The 17,215-nt window shown below is 37.5% G+C and carries 14 protein-coding genes and 1 CRISPR repeat array; of the genes, 6 read left to right on the top strand and 8 right to left on the bottom strand.

The annotated features are described in order from the left end of the window. Positions 1–9 precede the first annotated feature (9 nt). Together CUN59_RS19265 and CUN59_RS19260 are read right to left on the bottom strand one after the other, a co-directional pair. The gene (locus tag CUN59_RS19265) at positions 10–1,665 is read right to left on the bottom strand and encodes a DNA methyltransferase (protein WP_133164053.1); all 1,656 of its coding nucleotides are present in this window, start codon (positions 1,663–1,665) and stop codon (positions 10–12) included. Between the two features lie 102 nt (positions 1,666–1,767). After that, a complete protein-coding gene (locus CUN59_RS19260) occupies positions 1,768–2,649 on the bottom strand; it encodes a LysM peptidoglycan-binding domain-containing M23 family metallopeptidase (RefSeq protein ID WP_104389353.1) in 882 nt (293 codons plus the stop codon). Between the two features lie 255 nt (positions 2,650–2,904). Here CUN59_RS19260 and CUN59_RS19255 point away from each other — a divergent pair, with 255 nt between their 5' ends. Next, positions 2,905–4,107 carry an HhoA/HhoB/HtrA family serine endopeptidase gene (locus CUN59_RS19255; RefSeq protein ID WP_104389352.1) on the top strand — a complete coding sequence of 401 codons (1,203 nt, stop codon included), beginning with the start codon at positions 2,905–2,907 and terminating at the stop codon, positions 4,105–4,107. 142 nt (positions 4,108–4,249) lie between these two features. Here CUN59_RS19255 and CUN59_RS19250 read toward each other — a convergent pair whose 3' ends face one another. The 3 genes from CUN59_RS19250 to ispD all read right to left on the bottom strand — a co-directional run bounded on the left by CUN59_RS19250 (position 4,250) and on the right by ispD (position 6,011). Further along, entirely contained in the window at positions 4,250–4,594 is a 345-nt protein-coding gene (locus CUN59_RS19250) for a DUF760 domain-containing protein (protein ID WP_104389351.1), read from the bottom strand. A 123-nt stretch (positions 4,595–4,717) separates the two neighbouring features. Continuing rightward, positions 4,718–5,275, bottom strand: a complete 558-nt coding sequence (scpB, locus tag CUN59_RS19245; protein WP_104389350.1) for an SMC-Scp complex subunit ScpB — start codon at positions 5,273–5,275, stop codon at positions 4,718–4,720. A gap of 58 nt (positions 5,276–5,333) precedes the next feature. Next, complete coding sequence (ispD, locus tag CUN59_RS19240; protein WP_104389349.1) at positions 5,334–6,011, bottom strand: 2-C-methyl-D-erythritol 4-phosphate cytidylyltransferase; 678 nt, start codon at positions 6,009–6,011, stop codon at positions 5,334–5,336. 113 nt (positions 6,012–6,124) lie between these two features. On the opposite strand from ispD, the gene CUN59_RS19235 reads away from it, so the two are divergent. The 4 genes from CUN59_RS19235 (at position 6,125) to CUN59_RS19220 (ending at position 13,079) form a co-directional block, all read left to right on the top strand. After that, complete coding sequence (locus CUN59_RS19235) at positions 6,125–7,063, top strand: glycosyltransferase family 9 protein (RefSeq protein ID WP_104389348.1); 939 nt, start codon at positions 6,125–6,127, stop codon at positions 7,061–7,063. Positions 7,064–7,249: 186 nt separating this feature from the next. Then, positions 7,250–8,491: a zinc ribbon domain-containing protein gene (locus tag CUN59_RS19230; RefSeq protein WP_104389347.1), complete on the top strand. Its 1,242-nt coding sequence runs from the start codon at positions 7,250–7,252 to the stop codon at positions 8,489–8,491. Positions 8,492–8,707: 216 nt separating this feature from the next. Then, positions 8,708–9,043: a thioredoxin gene (gene trxA, locus CUN59_RS19225; protein ID WP_104389354.1), complete on the top strand. Its 336-nt coding sequence runs from the start codon at positions 8,708–8,710 to the stop codon at positions 9,041–9,043. A gap of 266 nt (positions 9,044–9,309) precedes the next feature. Beyond that, positions 9,310–12,571: direct repeats of the CRISPR family, unit length 37 nt; unit sequence ATTGCAATTTCTACTACTCCCTATTAGGGATTGAAAC. A gap of 100 nt (positions 12,572–12,671) precedes the next feature. Beyond that, positions 12,672–13,079, top strand: a complete 408-nt coding sequence (locus CUN59_RS19220) for a hypothetical protein (protein WP_104389346.1) — start codon at positions 12,672–12,674, stop codon at positions 13,077–13,079. Positions 13,080–13,419: 340 nt separating this feature from the next. On the opposite strand, the gene CUN59_RS19215 is transcribed toward CUN59_RS19220, so the two are convergent. Then, the gene (locus CUN59_RS19215) at positions 13,420–14,391 is read right to left on the bottom strand and encodes a CHAD domain-containing protein (RefSeq protein WP_104389345.1); all 972 of its coding nucleotides are present in this window, start codon (positions 14,389–14,391) and stop codon (positions 13,420–13,422) included. Between the two features lie 243 nt (positions 14,392–14,634). Beyond that, complete coding sequence (locus tag CUN59_RS19210; protein WP_104389344.1) at positions 14,635–15,039, bottom strand: NIL domain-containing protein; 405 nt, start codon at positions 15,037–15,039, stop codon at positions 14,635–14,637. Positions 15,040–15,099: 60 nt separating this feature from the next. On the opposite strand from CUN59_RS19210, the gene CUN59_RS19205 reads away from it, so the two are divergent. Then, complete coding sequence (locus CUN59_RS19205; RefSeq protein ID WP_104389343.1) at positions 15,100–15,666, top strand: thioredoxin family protein; 567 nt, start codon at positions 15,100–15,102, stop codon at positions 15,664–15,666. A gap of 13 nt (positions 15,667–15,679) precedes the next feature. On the opposite strand, the gene CUN59_RS19200 is transcribed toward CUN59_RS19205, so the two are convergent. After that, the gene (locus CUN59_RS19200; RefSeq protein WP_104389342.1) at positions 15,680–16,816 is read right to left on the bottom strand and encodes a TRAP transporter substrate-binding protein; all 1,137 of its coding nucleotides are present in this window, start codon (positions 16,814–16,816) and stop codon (positions 15,680–15,682) included. Between the last annotated feature and the right edge of the window lie 399 nt (positions 16,817–17,215).

Here is a 17,215-nt window from a genome sequence, read left to right as displayed (position 1 = left end):
ATAACCACTCTAGTAGAGCCTTAAAGTTTTACCCTGAGTTGCAGTTTTTAACCACAAAGATAACTTAGTAATTTCTACCGACTCAGGAGATAAGTCAACCCCAAATAAATTATTACTGAAGATAGTTTTATCTAATTCTAGACTTTCTGAATCTTGATATTGTAAAAACCGCAAATTATCATGCACTCGTTGATACTGACTTTGCAAATAATCAAAAGCAGCAATTAAAAACGCACCTGAACCACAAGCAGGATCAACAACTCGCGTTTTTACTAATATGTCATCGCGGTAAGTTAACCAAAATTCAATTTCTTTTTCTCGCTGTTTGTCTGTATCTGTAAATTCTACTAACTGTAAATGCTGTCTTAACTCGGTTTCCCGTTTTTGTAAATATCCACCAATGGCAATTTCGACAATATATTGAGTAATATAAGCAGGAGTATAAAAGACTCCTAATTTTTTCCGCTTACCTTGTTTTTTGTCAAATTCCTGTTTAGTAACATCAGCTTTTAATTCTTCTAAATCTGTAATTGACTGTTCAAAAATTCTTCCTAAAATATCTACAGAAACTTCCGAATCAAAATCAAACCTTGTCAGGTTTTTCAGTTGGGTACATAAAGGATCGGGAATATTTAACTGTTCATCTAATAGCGCATCGTGTTGAAATAAACCACCATTATAACCGGGAATTGGTAGATCATCATTACCTTGATCAACCCAGCGAAAAACATCTTTATAAATTTCCCAAATCAGACGATTATTATAAGCATTTTTGCTATCATGGGCTTTAGCAATAGTCTTTTCTGGTAATAGTCCCCTATCTTCACAAAATGCAATAAATAAAATTCTGTCTAATGTCTTTTGGGCTTTTTCAATTAATATCCCATCCCGGTTAGAAATAGCTGATTTATCAATAAAGCGAAAATGTTTAACAATGTTTAATCTTACCTGTTTATATTCCTCATACAATTGTTTAGTAATATCTTCCTGTGCTTGATCAGAAGTGCTTAATAATCTATCAATGGCAGATACATCTTTAATAGGTAAGAAATTCTCACGACACAGAGTAAAATAGAATTTCTTAAACTCCTGAAAATCTGCTAAATCTGATAATAAAAACCTTTCATAATAAGCCGGAGTTTTGTGAATATGATATAATCGTAATTCTCGATAATTAGATATAATTATCCAACGACAATTAGGGGTATAATTGGCATAATGCCATCCTTGATCAACTGCTGACTTATCCCTTCCCGATGCAGCACGATCTAAATTATTCTTAGTTCCTTTTAACTCAATGGGGGCTACTACTTGACCTTGTAATTTTGCCTGACCTTTTTTATTTTCTGTGGCGGTAAAATATCCTAATGCAGCATCGGCAAAACCCCCTCCATCAGCAATATTTTTTTCTGGGTAAAGTTCCCAATTTTTACCACCACCATCAATTACAGAACGATAACCTAATACATCTTGAAATATCTCTTTTAAAAAATTTCCCTGTAAAGAAACCTCGCTAATTTTATCCAGTGTACTTGAGTTTAAAGCTGCAACCCATTTGATAATTATTTGATGACGTTCTTCTAAATCTGGAGGAAATTTAAAATTACCCAAGGCATTTTTTACAGCTTTTTTCTGAAATAAGGCGTTAGAAATTTGTTGACTCATAAATATAATTTTTTATATGTAGATATGTATGTATATCCCCGACTTCTTGAAGAAGTCGGGGATCTGCTTACTTACACTCAATATAACATACAAGCATAAATTTTAATTGCTGAAAAAGCCTTTTGGGTCTTTTGCTTCCCAACCGAGGGAACCATTAGAACGCATTTCAAAATGTAGATGGGGTTGAGTAGATGTTGGTTGTCCACTTGTGCCAACTGTTCCCAAAATATCACCTTGATTTACCTTTTGACCAAGGGTAACTTTAATGCTTTCAAGTTGGGCATAACGGCTTTGTAATCCGTCTGCATGGTTGATAATGACTAATTTGCCATAGCTACCCTGTTCCTTCGCAAAGACGACAATTCCAGGAGCGATCGCTTGTACTGAACTACCTACAGGCGCTAATAAATCTACACCACTATGAAAAAATACATCTCCCGTAGTTGGATGAATTTGCCAACCATAGGATAAGCCTACATTTGCTGTATTTGGCAAAGGATAGCCACTAATGTTAGCAGTAGACTGACTAGGTGTAGTAGCAGAAACCATTTGCGGTTGAGTCCCTACCCCCGGTAGTACGGGCAAAAAGACAAATTTAGGCTTTTTCTGACAACCGTTAATTTCAAATACTGTATCTGGACGAACTTTATATTTAGATGCGATTTGTTGCCAGTTTTGATTGCCAGGAACTTCCACCACGATACCATTGAAAGGGAGAATTTGTAGTTCTGTGCCTGGTGTTACCATGCCATTTTTCACGGATGGATTAATACCGATAATAGTTTCCGGTGCTAGGTTATAGCGATTAGCTATAGATCCTAAGGTTTCACCAGGATTCACCTGATGCCTTTGAATGCGAGCTAAAGCGGGAATTGGACAACTACCTGGACTAGCATTAGCACTTTCTAACTGCAGGATTGTGGATAATAAACTCAAAGTGCTAAACAAGCTCAAAAAACATAGTGAACGATAGGAAAATTTCATACCAACAAATCCAGAAATCGCTAATTTTTAGATTTTAGTGGGGAAATTATAAAGATAGGATAAAATTTTCCCCTCTTTTTTGACTATGTATTTTGATGACATTGATGATCAAATCTCAGTCGTAAATGTGATCCCCGTAAATCAATGATAAATTTCGTAATCTAGATGTTAAATGATCTTTTCACTAAACGTTTGCTTGACTACACTAAAGAAATGAGGAAAAGCCGTTCTTGAGAGCCATTATTATTAATTATTATGAAGATATCCTGGAAGCAACTGTCTGTTTATCTGTGTTTGGTAGTCATGGGTGGGGGTGTGGGTATATTTGCTAGTCGCTATTTTTGGACACACCATCTTGCATTTCCAGAGTTAAAAAATATTGCCGTAGCTTTACCAACAGATGTAGTTGTTCCTGCACCTGTGAATGGAACTATTAACTCTGGTGACGGTGATAATGTCAACTTTATTGCCACTGCGGTAGGTAGGGTTGGGCCAGCAGTAGTCAGAATTAATGCTATTCGGAAAGTTTACGATCCGGTAGCTGAATTTTGGAAAAATCCCGTGTTTCATAATATCTGGAAAAAACATGAACCAGCAATGCCTTCAGAAAAAATTGAGCGTGGTACGGGTTCAGGATTTATCCTCAGTGAAGATGGCAGGTTATTAACTAATGCTCATGTGGTGGCAGATACGGATACAGTTCAAGTAACTCTCAAAGATGGGCGGACTTTTGAAGGGAAAGTGGTGGGAATTGATAATGTCACAGATATTGCCGCAGTCAAAATTTCTGCCCATAAACTGCCAACGGTAAAGTTAGGTAACTCACAAAATTTAATTCCTGGTCAATGGGCGATCGCTATTGGTAATCCTTTAGGTTTAGATAATACTGTCACCATTGGTATTATTAGTGCTACAGATAGAACCAGCGCCCAAGTCGGTGTTCCTAGTAAGCGGGTAAGTTTTATCCAAACAGATGCAGCCATTAACCCTGGCAACTCTGGTGGACCCCTTTTAAATGCTCAAGGACAGGTTATTGGTGTTAATACGGCTATTCGTGCCGATGCCCAAGGACTCGGTTTTGCTATCCCTATTGAAACTGCTTTTCGTGTCGCTAATGAATTATTTACCACAGGAGAAGCGGCTCACCCCTTCTTAGGAATTGAGATGGTAGATATTTCTGCAACCACAAAACAGCAACTCGCCCAAGGAAATAAAATCAACATTCAGCCAGATGTGGGCATTGCGATTAAAAAAGTCGTGAAAAATTCACCAGCACAGACAGGGGGACTGCTTCCTGGTGACGTGATTCAAAAAATTAATGGTAAACCAATTAAAATTGAAGCTCAAGTTCACAAAATAGTTGAATCCAGTACCGTGGGCGATATTCTCACCATAGAAGTTAACCGCAATGGCAAAATTCAGGTTTTTAAGATCCGTTCAGGAAAAAGTCCTCAGTAATAGGTGACAGTAAGAAGAAGGCAGGGGAGAAGGGGAGAGAATTATCTTCTTCTTTATTTCTTCCTCCTGAACTCCTGATAGCGTTGACGTAGTGTGCCGAAGGCATAGCGTGGAGTTAACCATACTCCTGAACTCCTGATGACTATTGATTGGATAAATGTTCCAATTGCATCCTCTGTTCCATTTGGCGGAGAAAATAACCGGTCATCATTGCCGATGCCAGTAGTCCCGCCAGATTATCCCGGTCTGTTGTAATTTGTACGTTAAAATGCTCTGATGGGATTATGCCCACCAGTCCTTGGACATTCTGGGAAATAATTTGTTTAATTTCCGGGCTGACAGATTGGGCGACACGGGCTAACACTTCGGGAGATTGATGCTGTAAATATTTAAGTAATTGATTTGGGTTTTCCCCAAAGCGATCATTCAGAAGTTGATTAGGGTGTTGCTCAGAATCGTCATGCAAAAAATCAGGATCAAACACCATTGGCGATTTATATTAGCTTAACTGCTAATTCTACTCTAAACCATACCTATAGGGTAGCGTATTTTCTCAGGGAATGGGAAATAGGTAAGGGGAAAAGGGGAGGGGGGCAGGGGAGGGAGTTTTTCACTTTTCAATTGTTTCTTGTTCTGGTTGGAGTCCTTCTAATTCCAGTTCTAGTTGTTGTTCTTTTTCTGGTGTGGTCAAAATTTGTGGGAGTTGTTCGATTTGAAAATATTGATGAAATTTCGGTGTTATTTGCAGTGCGTAGGAGCGAGAATCATTATCGCGGCGTTTGCGAACAAAGCCAGATTCTACTAGTTCTTGAACGTGCTGATAAGCTCCAGAACCTCGTAAATTAATTAATTCGCTTTGCAAGATGGGATTATGGAGGGCGATCGCTGCTAATGTCCTTAAAGCACCCACACCTAATTCTACTGGTATCAGTGCTTGTACTAAATCATGAAAATCTGACCGCACTTGTAAACTATAACCGATTTCAGTTTCTACCACTTCCAACGCCGTATCTCGACGGGAATAATTTTCCATCAGTTCAATAATTCCTTCTTCTGCTGTGAAGCGATCGCACGCCGCATATTCAGCAATTTCACTGATAGATAACGGTTTACCCTTTAAATAGAGAATCGCTTCTATTTTGCTGGCCATAGGTATATTATTAGACATTCGAGATTTTAGATTTTAGATTGATAATCACAAAATTCCTCCCCTGCTCCCCTGCTTCTTATCTATGACTCAAGATAAATTCTGCGATCGCTAAATCTTGAGGAGTGGTAATTTTTAAATTAGTCTCTTCTCCTGGAACTATCCTCACCTCAATGCCACATTTTTCAAACAAAGCTGCATCATCAGTCACTTCCCAGCCTTGACGCACTCCTTCGGCATGACATTGTTTGAGTAATTTAACATCAAACCCTTGAGGTGTTTGGGCTGCCCAAAGTTGTTGTCGGTCTGGTGTGCTGGTAATTATGCCATTATTGTCAACAATTTTAATAGTATCTTTAACGGAGATGGCTGCTATTAGGCCAGAACAATCAAGAACTGCTTCCGAACAAGCATTAAATAAACTCGGTGTTGCTAAACATCGAGCGCCATCATGAATCAACACTTGTTTGGCTGTTTCCGGTAATGCCTGTAAACCGTTATAAACCGACTCCTGACGGGTAGAACCACCAGCAATAAATTCAATTGTTTTTTTCAGTTTTAAATCAGCGATAATGGATTTGAAATCTTCCCAGTCGCTAGGTTGAGAAACAATTCCTATCCAACTAATGGAATTTGCTGCTTCTGCTGCTAACAAAGTCCAAGCAATCAAAGGTTTTGAATGTACCTCTAACAAAAGTTTATTACGATCAGCGCCCATTCTTTTGCCACTACCGGCTGCGGGAATTAGTAAATGCACAACTTTCCTTAATTGTTAACTAAAGTGAAAATAAATTCAAAGTTCAAAAACTTATGAACTGCTGAATTCCTATATGCTTTTAAAATATAAAACCATAAGCGTCAATAAAAATTATGCGTGTAGTAGCCCTTGTACCTGGTTCAATTGATAACCAAATTCTTTTTTTTGCAACCCTTGACGATCTCAAGCGTTATTATCCCCAAGCCCAGATAGATGTCATTGTCGAACCCCAGTCAAAGGCTGCTTACCGACTCAGCAAGTCAGTTAATGATGTCTTCACCTTTGATTATAAAGATCGTAACAGTCTAGCTGATTGGGGTAACTTAGTGGGCACGATCCGCGATCGGGAATATGATATCTCTATTATGGTGGGTCAAAGTTGGTTAGTAGGTTTGTTAATGTGGCTAACTGGAATTCCTGTACGTATAGGCTATAAAGGTCAAGGTGAAGTTTTTCTAACAAATGTAATCACGCCCAAACTATCACAGTATGCGGCGAAGATGTACCATGACTTACTAGAACCTTTAAAAATTGATACTCCTTGTCCACCCCTAACCGTTAATTTGCCTAAAGTAGATATCGAATGGGCGCAAGCAGAACAAAAAAAATTAGGAGTAAATGAAACTGGGTTTATTCTCATTAATGCTGGTGGAACTACAGATACAACTTATCCCTTAGCTAGTTGGCAAGAAATTATTACAGCTTGTCAGCAAAAACAGCCAGATTTACCTATTGTTGTCATTAGAGAATCCAATAGTCAGGATTTTGTCAAATCACTTTTAGAAGTTTGTCCCCAGCTTAAAGTTACTGCTTCAGATAGTATTGGCAGATTAGCCGCCATCATTGGCGGTGCTAGTTTAATGTTATCCGTGGAAAATAGCCTCTTACAACTAAGTGTAGCCGTAGAAACATATACAATTGCTTTGTTAAATTCTGCTGATGCTGAAAAATTATTACCCACCAGTGAGAAAGTTTTAACGATTACTTCACCTACAGGAAAAATAGCAGATGTTTCACCCCAAATAGTATTAGAAAAAATTTGGGGTGGTTGACTTTCAGAGGATGTCTGAAAAGTATTAGGAGACTTCCAACTGAATTTCTTGTGGTGCGGGCCGAAAAGCCCGCTAAATGTGTACCTCCTATTTTCAGAAACTGCTGTAAGTTTTATTAAGTTGCTACCAAAGCAACAATAAAGTGGTACATTAATTTCAGTTTTAAATATTCCGAGTTCTATTTATATGTTTACTAGAATCCGTCGGCTTGTAGGTCAATTTTTCAATAATTCTCGCAGGGTGAATAATGAACCACTAAATAAGGTGAGTTTGATTGTCATTATTTTAGTAGATATTTTTATTTTAATCAACGTTTTTACGGGTTTAAGTAATATTAGTGAATGGCATATTAGCCCCTATCAAGCTTATCCATGTTATTCCGAATGGGATGGTTATAAAACACAGACTAATAAAAATAAAGATTATGAACTTCTGAGAACTTCATTACTTTCTAGTAATAATGGACAAAGTATTAAACAAAGATATCAAGATGTAGAAGTTGGACATTTAGGTAAGGTTTCGCCAATATGTTTAAGCTATGGTGAATCTACAGATAAACTAAATAATCCGCAAAATCAGAAACTTCTCACAACGATAGATCAAACCCAAAATAAAATTAGTAGTCTGCAATCAACAAATAGTACAATTCGTCAGCAATATGATTCCACCTTGTTAGAAAAAGTTGCTGGACAGTCTTCAGCAAATTCTATTAATCAAGTGCGGGCAGAAAAAGCTAAACAGCAGTTAGAAGCAAATAACCAGAAGATTGCCAATCTAAAATCAGAAATTTCTAGCTTACAGAATCAACTTTTAACAAAACCAGAAAGTATTACTTTTCTCTCTTTTCTTAATGATACAAATAAGTTTAATGAATTACAAAAAGGCTATGAAGACGCTTCGTTTTGGTATCCTAGTATTCAATTAGTTTTTCAATCTATCTTTTTACTACCACTAATTTTAATCGCGTTATTAGTCAATAATTTCAGTCACCGGAAAAGTTATGGTTTAATAGCCTTAATTAGTTGGCATTTATTGGTAATATTTTTAATTCCACTGATTCTGAAAATATTCCAATTTATGCAAATTGGAGTGATATTTCAATTTTTCTTTAATATCATTAGTGTTCTGTTTGGTGGGTTAGTTTTTCTCATCAGTTATGCCTATATTTTACTAATTCCTGTAGTTGGCTTTGGGATGATTAAATTCTTCCAAACTGTTGTATTTAATCCTAAAGTTCAAGCATTTAGCAGAATTCAAAAATCACGGTGTATTCGCTGTGCTAAAAAAATCCGTCCCCAAGATAGCTACTGTCCCCACTGCGGTTATTATCAATATATTGAATGTCACAATTGCCATGAGTTAACTTATAAAGAATTACCTTATTGTCATCATTGTGGTGCTGATCAAAACTCTCCTACTCCACGGTAAAATTGTCTTAGGTAGGCAATGTCTACCCTAATTGATTTTTTTAATATGGTTGAAATCCCAATTTTCCCTAGGGGTAATTCATGAATTACCCCTACTTTTATGATGTTTTGGGTAAGTCCTGGCAATATAAGAAAGTTAGCAAAATTAAACTTAGGGACATATTTCTATGTCTATTTATTGGCTATGATGGAATTATTGATCCCTAGGCAAACAATTATGTCATCTATTACCAATATCACTGAAGCGACATTTAAGCAAGAGGTATTAGAAAGCACAATTCCTGTTTTGGTTGATTTTTGGGCATCTTGGTGTGGCCCTTGTCGAATGTTGTCTCCTGTGGTGGAAGAGGTAGCGGCAGAATATGACGGACAAGTAAAGGTGGTTAAATTAAATACAGATCAAAATCCTACTGTGGCGAGTCATTATGGTATTCGGAGTATCCCAACTGTGATGGTGTTTAAGGGCGGACGACAAATTAATACTGTTGTTGGGGCTGTACCTAAAACTACTTTATCGGACGCTTTAGATAAGTATGTGGCTTCTAAGGCATAGTTCATGATATGGGAATTTCTCTGGTAGATCTGTTTTTTATGCGCGGGTGGGTGGGTGTAAAAAACCCCGGTTGTAAAAAAATGGCTGAAATGATTTCTCTGCAAGGTTTTTATACATTTTTTGTTAGTCAACCATCCGCGCACCTTATACAGCAAAGGTTTTGGCTATTTTACCTCTTGACACAATTTCTGAAATGGACTATTATAATATCATCCGCGCAACTGAACCTTGAAAACTACATATATATAGGCTTTCAGCACTCCGCTATTGCAATTTCTACTACTCCCTATTAGGGATTGAAACACTCGCTAACATCCAAAAAATCGAGTATAACAAAGATTGCAATTTCTACTACTCCCTATTAGGGATTGAAACACGGATTGCTAGAAAATTGGAAAGTGAAATAGTAATTGCAATTTCTACTACTCCCTATTAGGGATTGAAACTTCCACTGATGAAATTTTTTGCAAGTTCTGTAAAATTGCAATTTCTACTACTCCCTATTAGGGATTGAAACCTAAAGAGTTTCTTGATATCTGGTTGGGTTAACATTGCAATTTCTACTACTCCCTATTAGGGATTGAAACTTCATAATTCCCCTTTAGATTTTCAAATCCTAAATTGCAATTTCTACTACTCCCTATTAGGGATTGAAACAGGGAAAGATTTTTAAATAAACATGAAGCCCGGTATTATTGCAATTTCTACTACTCCCTATTAGGGATTGAAACAAGTGCAGTAAGCATTTCAGCCGCTATAATACATAGCATTGCAATTTCTACTACTCCCTATTAGGGATTGAAACTCTTACCAAAAATTCAACCCAAACATAGAGGATAATTGCAATTTCTACTACTCCCTATTAGGGATTGAAACCTTACTCAATTAACCAAAATGGAAATTAAAAAAGATTGCAATTTCTACTACTCCCTATTAGGGATTGAAACATTTTTTCCCCTTGACGTTGTATTCTAACGGACGCATTGCAATTTCTACTACTCCCTATTAGGGATTGAAACGCGTGCAAGCGTTTAGCAGACTATGAAGGATTAGAATTGCAATTTCTACTACTCCCTATTAGGGATTGAAACTTAAAGTTGGTAGTTTGAATGAAAAGATGAACCAAATTGCAATTTCTACTACTCCCTATTAGGGATTGAAACGTCTACAAACTGCATGAGTTCTAATCGGAAAAATTGCAATTTCTACTACTCCCTATTAGGGATTGAAACTTTCTTGGTGAGCGATCGCCAGACGGAAACACCAGATTGCAATTTCTACTACTCCCTATTAGGGATTGAAACTTTAAGGATGGTAAGAAAGTCTTTAAAGAAGCATTGCAATTTCTACTACTCCCTATTAGGGATTGAAACAATCTGGTGTTTTAAATCTGGTGTTTCCATCTGGCGAATTGCAATTTCTACTACTCCCTATTAGGGATTGAAACAAAACATAATCCTATTTGTCTTTTATTGCCTAAATTGCAATTTCTACTACTCCCTATTAGGGATTGAAACTTTTGAGGCTGTCACTCATGGTTACTGCCACGACATTGCAATTTCTACTACTCCCTATTAGGGATTGAAACCTCTGAGTTGCGCCACTAATTCAGAGTCTCTAGTATTGCAATTTCTACTACTCCCTATTAGGGATTGAAACTTATGCTAGATTATTTTAATCAAATCAATATCTAATTGCAATTTCTACTACTCCCTATTAGGGATTGAAACCCCATGTTTAGTGACTCGATTAAATATGAAGAATATTGCAATTTCTACTACTCCCTATTAGGGATTGAAACGTCCCCCCTTAACCTATTGATATGCTGTACAAATTGCAATTTCTACTACTCCCTATTAGGGATTGAAACCAAAAAATGAATCATCATTCGCAGAACACCAATTTTGAATTGCAATTTCTACTACTCCCTATTAGGGATTGAAACTTAAAGCAAGTGCAACATCATCCAAATGTTTTATGGCATTGCAATTTCTACTACTCCCTATTAGGGATTGAAACTATTTCTTACCTAATAGTATTAATGCGAGTTGTACATTGCAATTTCTACTACTCCCTATTAGGGATTGAAACGTTTAGCAGCTAAAGACAGCACACATAAGGCTTTATTGCAATTTCTACTACTCCCTATTAGGGATTGAAACAGTTCCAGGTTTTAACTTGCCATTATCTTTCAACCAAATTGCAATTTCTACTACTCCCTATTAGGGATTGAAACGTGAAGCTTATTTTTTATGTATCCTTCTTTACAGATTGCAATTTCTACTACTCCCTATTAGGGATTGAAACCCGTATCAATCTTAAAGCACGGATGCAAGAAAAATTGCAATTTCTACTACTCCCTATTAGGGATTGAAACACTTAGATGGTTTGGGCATCCCCACGCCACCCAAATTGCAATTTCTACTACTCCCTATTAGGGATTGAAACATCTGGATGCTTGTTTTTTAAAAAGGTAAATTTTTTGGAATTGCAATTTCTACTACTCCCTATTAGGGATTGAAACAAATCATCAACTTATTTTGAGTATGATTTATTTAAATTGCAATTTCTACTACTCCCTATTAGGGATTGAAACCTGACACAGATAACCTCAAAACAACCCTATAAGATTGCAATTTCTACTACTCCCTATTAGGGATTGAAACCAAAAATAGCTAAGTCTCCACTAGAAGCGAGTAATTGCAATTTCTACTACTCCCTATTAGGGATTGAAACCAGGTAAAGGTATCGCCGTTAAAAACTTACTTAAATTGCAATTTCTACTACTCCCTATTAGGGATTGAAACAAGACACCATCACAGAAAATAATATTATGTGGTTCGATTGCAATTTCTACTACTCCCTATTAGGGATTGAAACATTTCTTTATCTTCCCATTCAATTTGGGAAATTTATTGCAATTTCTACTACTCCCTATTAGGGATTGAAACAACGTCTAAAGCTAAGGTTTGCGCCGATGAGCTTAACATTGCAATTTCTACTACTCCCTATTAGGGATTGAAACAATAGCGTTATGTGATGCTGTACTTAAAGATCAAAATTGCAATTTCTACTACTCCCTATTAGGGATTGAAACCTCTCAACTGGACTACTAACTCACTGTCACGAGTGCATTGCAATTTCTACTACTCCCTATTAGGGATTGAAACCCTGTGACAACTGTGACAAAATCCTGCTCAAACTTGAATTGCAATTTCTACTACTCCCTATTAGGGATTGAAACTCTACTTCTTCTAGCGAATAAACTACGGCGTGTCATTGCAATTTCTACTACTCCCTATTAGGGATTGAAACTCTACTTCTTCTAGCGAATAAACTACGGCGTGTCATTGCAATTTCTACTACTCCCTATTAGGGATTGAAACAAACACAATAGCCAAACGTATTCAATCCAGACTAATTGCAATTTCTACTACTCCCTATTAGGGATTGAAACTTTTTGAGCGTATCGCTGCTTTTTCGGATCTTGGATTGCAATTTCTACTACTCCCTATTAGGGATTGAAACATTTCAATGGGGGTCGAGCGATTCCGTGACCCCAGAGAAATGGCTCAGTTTTACAAGCAAGATCCAGAACATTTTAATTTTGTTTTAGGAGTGATTTTACATGAAAATTAAACTTGAATGGTGTCCATACGGTGACATAGGCAGAAAAGAAATAGCTTGGGCAAGCGTTGAGGTTGAAACGGAACATAACGATCCTTTTCTTCGCGTAAATCCTATCGTGCGGGTCAAAAGCTACCCAACGGCAAGCGACGAAAAAGACAAGCTAAAAGCCCTTGCGGAAAAAGCAAGTACCAAAAAAGAAGTAGAAGAGATGGCTTTAAGGGCTTGGAATCGAGAGATTGAGGTTTCGATTGGATTTCAGGGGCATGGCTATTCCACAAAAAATCCGAACAACCTAGACCTGTCAGTGGCCGTTTATAAGCTACCTTCTTTTAAGGTTTTAAGTATAGAAGGCAATGAAGATTTTCTTTCCAAAATCCCGCCTATTCCAGAAGGATGTGTCTCATGAGCGAATGGGGAAGAAGATAAAAAGCACCCCATTGGGGTGCTTTTGTTAGTTGGTTAACAGGGCATTACTTAGGGTTTGCTGAATAAAGCTATAACCGTTTATTGATAAGGGTTTCGCGGATTTTAAGAACAAGCAAGTGCAAGGTTTTGGCAAATGAAGTCTCACAGATAGTTGAAACTGTTCCCTGTTCCCTCTCCTCACAGACAACTTTTTCAGCAAGCCCTACTTACTTTTTTTTCCCACCATAATTGCAATTTCCGCTACTCCCTATTAGGGATTGAAACTGGCGGATACGGAAGAATCTACCATCGGTGGTAATTGCAATTTTTACTACTCCCTATTAGAGATTGAAACGTAATACAACCAAATGCAAATTATATCTAGTATCAGCTTGCAAATAACGTTCTTGTAGAGGTTGCCATTGTTGCCATAATTGATAACGATTGGCAGCTAATAGAGTCATTAACCCAGATAATTGAGTCTCAAGTTCTGATTTAAAGATATTCTCTAACCACTGGTGTAAAACCATATTATCTTGAATCATCCCCAAGATTTCTTGAATAGTTTTGATATCATGAATAGATGCGGCAAAAGATTGATCATATAGTTCAGTAAATAACTCCATTTGGTAACGCAAACGTTTTGCTTGTTTCCGCAGACTATGGAGAGTTTCACCTTCTGTTTTCAGATGTGATTCTAATTCATTGGGTGTCCATTTTGTTTCTAATTCTATTTTTGATTCCATAATTTTAGTCCCAATTAACCAGCCTGGATGTAGGCAAAATTGACTAATTTCTGGTGAGAGTAAATCGGCTAATATGTGATAGATAGGTACAGAGGCAAAGCTTTGATAATGAGGATGTTTTAACCAATGTTCACAATCATTTTTAAAAGATTTATAGGTTTGGTCTTTAAAGATTTTCTGAACTTCAGCAAGTGCATTTTCTCGTTGCTTGTGCAAAGCAGAAAAAGCGGTTTTGAGTGAATTTTGTTCCTGTGGCAGTAAATGGGGTTGATAATTATTTTCCAGAATTTCTTGGAGAACATCTAAATCTCTAAGACCACCTAAAACTCTTGCTAATTTGCCAATATTTTTATCACTGATTGATTTTGGTAAATGTAAATATTTATCAAATCTACTCACAGCAGTACGTAATCTTCTCATTCCTACACGCATTTGGTGTACTGCTTCTGGATCTTCGTCTTTTTTAACTGCTTTTTCCCATTTTATAGTTTTTGTAAAGTGTTTTTCAATTGCTTGATGGGCAGTTTCACCTAGTGTTTGAATTGATGTTGGTGAGGATATTTCCATAAAAAATAACACTTAGAGATATGATCGAGTTTTTGCATGATAGCGCTAGAAAAAAAATAGTTTGTATTCCTATATATTTTTTTAAAATAGGAATCATAAATTAACGATTGCTTAATCTAAACTTAATCTGTTTAGGACTTAGGCAAAAATCCACCGCAACTCTTATTCCTCTGCGTCCTCCGCGTCCTCTGCGGTTTGATATTCCGTAATTCGTGGGTAAGTCCAACTGTTATTAACAGTTATTTAAAGATTAGTAGAAATAGCTTGTACGGGACAGGTAGGAATACATTGTTCACACACAATACAACGCGATCGCACAAAGGTGAGTTTATAGGTTTCGGGATTGATCCCCAGTGCTTCCGTAGGACAAACCCCCGTACATAACCCACAGTGAACGCATACATCTTCATCAATGATAATTTCACCCAAACCCAGGGATACATGAATATGTTGCGATCGCATCCATTCAATAGCTGCATCTACTTGATCAATATCGCCCAATAGTTCCACTACCAGTTTACCAATTTGATTGGGGGCAACCTGGGCACGGATAATATTTGCCGCCACATTAAAATCTTTTGCCAGTCGGTAAGTGATCGGCATTTGAATGGCACGTTTAGGAAAAGTTAGAGTAACTCTTTTTTTCATTATCTGGGAAGACAGTAAACTAGATTAGGAACTAAGTTAATAAGTCTTAATAAATTGATTATGAGTACAGAAGCATCTGTAAATTCCGGTAGTCGGATCAAAAACTTCCTAATTGCCATTGTAGCGATCGCTTTGGGAATTGCCCTATTTTTGGGACTTAAGACAGATTCTAGCTCAGTTTCCCTGGCAGAATTGGATCAATCTTCCACTCCCTTAGAAGTAGCTGTCAATAACGGTAAACCTTCCCTCATCGAGTTTTACGCCAATTGGTGTACAGTTTGCCAAAAAATGACCCCCGACATGGCCAAACTCAAAGCCCGGTATGACCAAAACCTGAATTTCGTCATGTTGAACGTTGATAATACCAAATGGTTGCCAGAAATGCTCAAATATCGAGTAGATGGAATTCCCCATTTTGTCTTTTTAGGTAAACAAGGGGAAACCATAGCCGAAACTATTGGTGATATTCCCCGCACCATCATGGCCAGCAACTTAGAAGCCCTCATTGCCGGTTCTACCCTTCCCCACCTACAAAATAATGGCAAAACCTCCCAATTTTCCACCCCCGTCGCCACCGAGAGTACCCAAGATGACCCCCGCAGTCATGGTAGTCAAGTTGTAAATTAGAGGCAGGGGAGCATCACCCGTTACCTAATTTCCCATAGGCATAACGGGTTAAACTGCCTTCATTAAGATTGTTCCAAGCATAAATACGATCTCTAAAGGGTTTCCATATTTCATAAACTGCTTTAAAATCAGCATCTTTAGCAGCAAACTCATCATATAAGGCAAAAGAAGCTTTTTCGGCTGCTTCTAGAATTTCCTGACTATAAGGACGAACTTGAACCCCTGTTTTTAATAGTTTCTCTAAAGCCTCACTATTACGCGCATCATAACGGGCTAACATCGTTGTATTCGATTGATAAGCAGCAGTTTCTAAAGCAGCTTGATATTGAGGAGGAAGCTTTTTCCATTCATCTAAATTAATTTGTACTTCTAGAGTAGGGCCTGGTTCCCACCAACCAGGATAATAGTAAAATTTAGCGACTTTGTTTAAGCCTAATTTATTATCATCATAGGGGCCTACCCACTCAGCCGCATCAATAGCTCCTGTTTGTAAAGCTTGGAAAATTTCTCCACCAGGAAGAGTCTGTACTGTTACCCCTAATTTAGCCATCACCTGTCCGCCTAAACCGGGTATCCGCATTTTTAGACCTTTCAAGTCATTGAGTGTTTTCACTTCGTTGCGAAACCATCCCCCCATCTGTGTACCCGTATTTCCCGCAGGAAATTGAATCACATTAAATTTACGGGCATAAATTTCCTGAAGTTTAGCTAAACCACCGCCTTCATACAACCAAGCATTTTGTTGTTGGGCATTGAGTCCAAAAGGTACTGATGTACTAAACGCCAGGGCGGGACTTTTGCCAATGTAGTAATAGGCAGCAGTATGCCCCGCTTGTACTGCACCTTGAGAAACAACGTTGAGAACTTCTAAACCGGGAGCTATTTCGCCGGCTGCACGGGGTTCGATAATAAATTTACCGTTAGTTAGGGCTTTGACCCGTTCTGCTAATACCTGCGCTCCACCAAAAATAGTTTCTAAAGATGTTGGCCAACTAGTGGCCATTTGCCATTTAATGCTAGGTAAATTACTAGTGTCGGTTTGGCCATTTGCCGCTTTATTTTGTGCTTTTTGACACCCACCAACAATGGCTACTCCTGTAGCTGCGATCGCACCTTGAGATAGTCTGTTAACAATAGCTCGACGTTTCATAAACGTTAATATTATTGACTAACTGTAAGACCTTCCCACAATATCATAATCATACAACATTTCAGGAGTACCGATCAGATTTATTATTTCTGATTATCTTGTCAATTTCTGATCATTTCATATTAGTATAGCAGGGAACAGGGAACAGGGAATAGGGAACAGAGTTGAAAGTCATGAGAGTGTATAGTTTTTTAGGTAAATTCTGTATCTCATTCAAGTACATACCGCTATAGTAGGGTTTTAGGGTTTAGCAGTGCTAAACCCCTCAGAAAATGTTAATTCATCTGTGTTGTCTGAGTCCTCTGTGGTTCGTTATTCCGTAAATCTTAGTCTATGTAGCTTCATATTAATTTGGCATTACATACAAAAATCAAATATTACCCCATTTTAGATTCTATC

It is taken from the genome of Cuspidothrix issatschenkoi CHARLIE-1 (assembly GCF_002934005.1).
GTDB lineage: Bacteria > Cyanobacteriota > Cyanobacteriia > Cyanobacteriales > Nostocaceae > Cuspidothrix > Cuspidothrix issatschenkoi.
The sequence above is the reverse complement of the archived record's forward strand: the minus strand, read 5'-3'. Positions and strand labels throughout refer to the sequence as shown.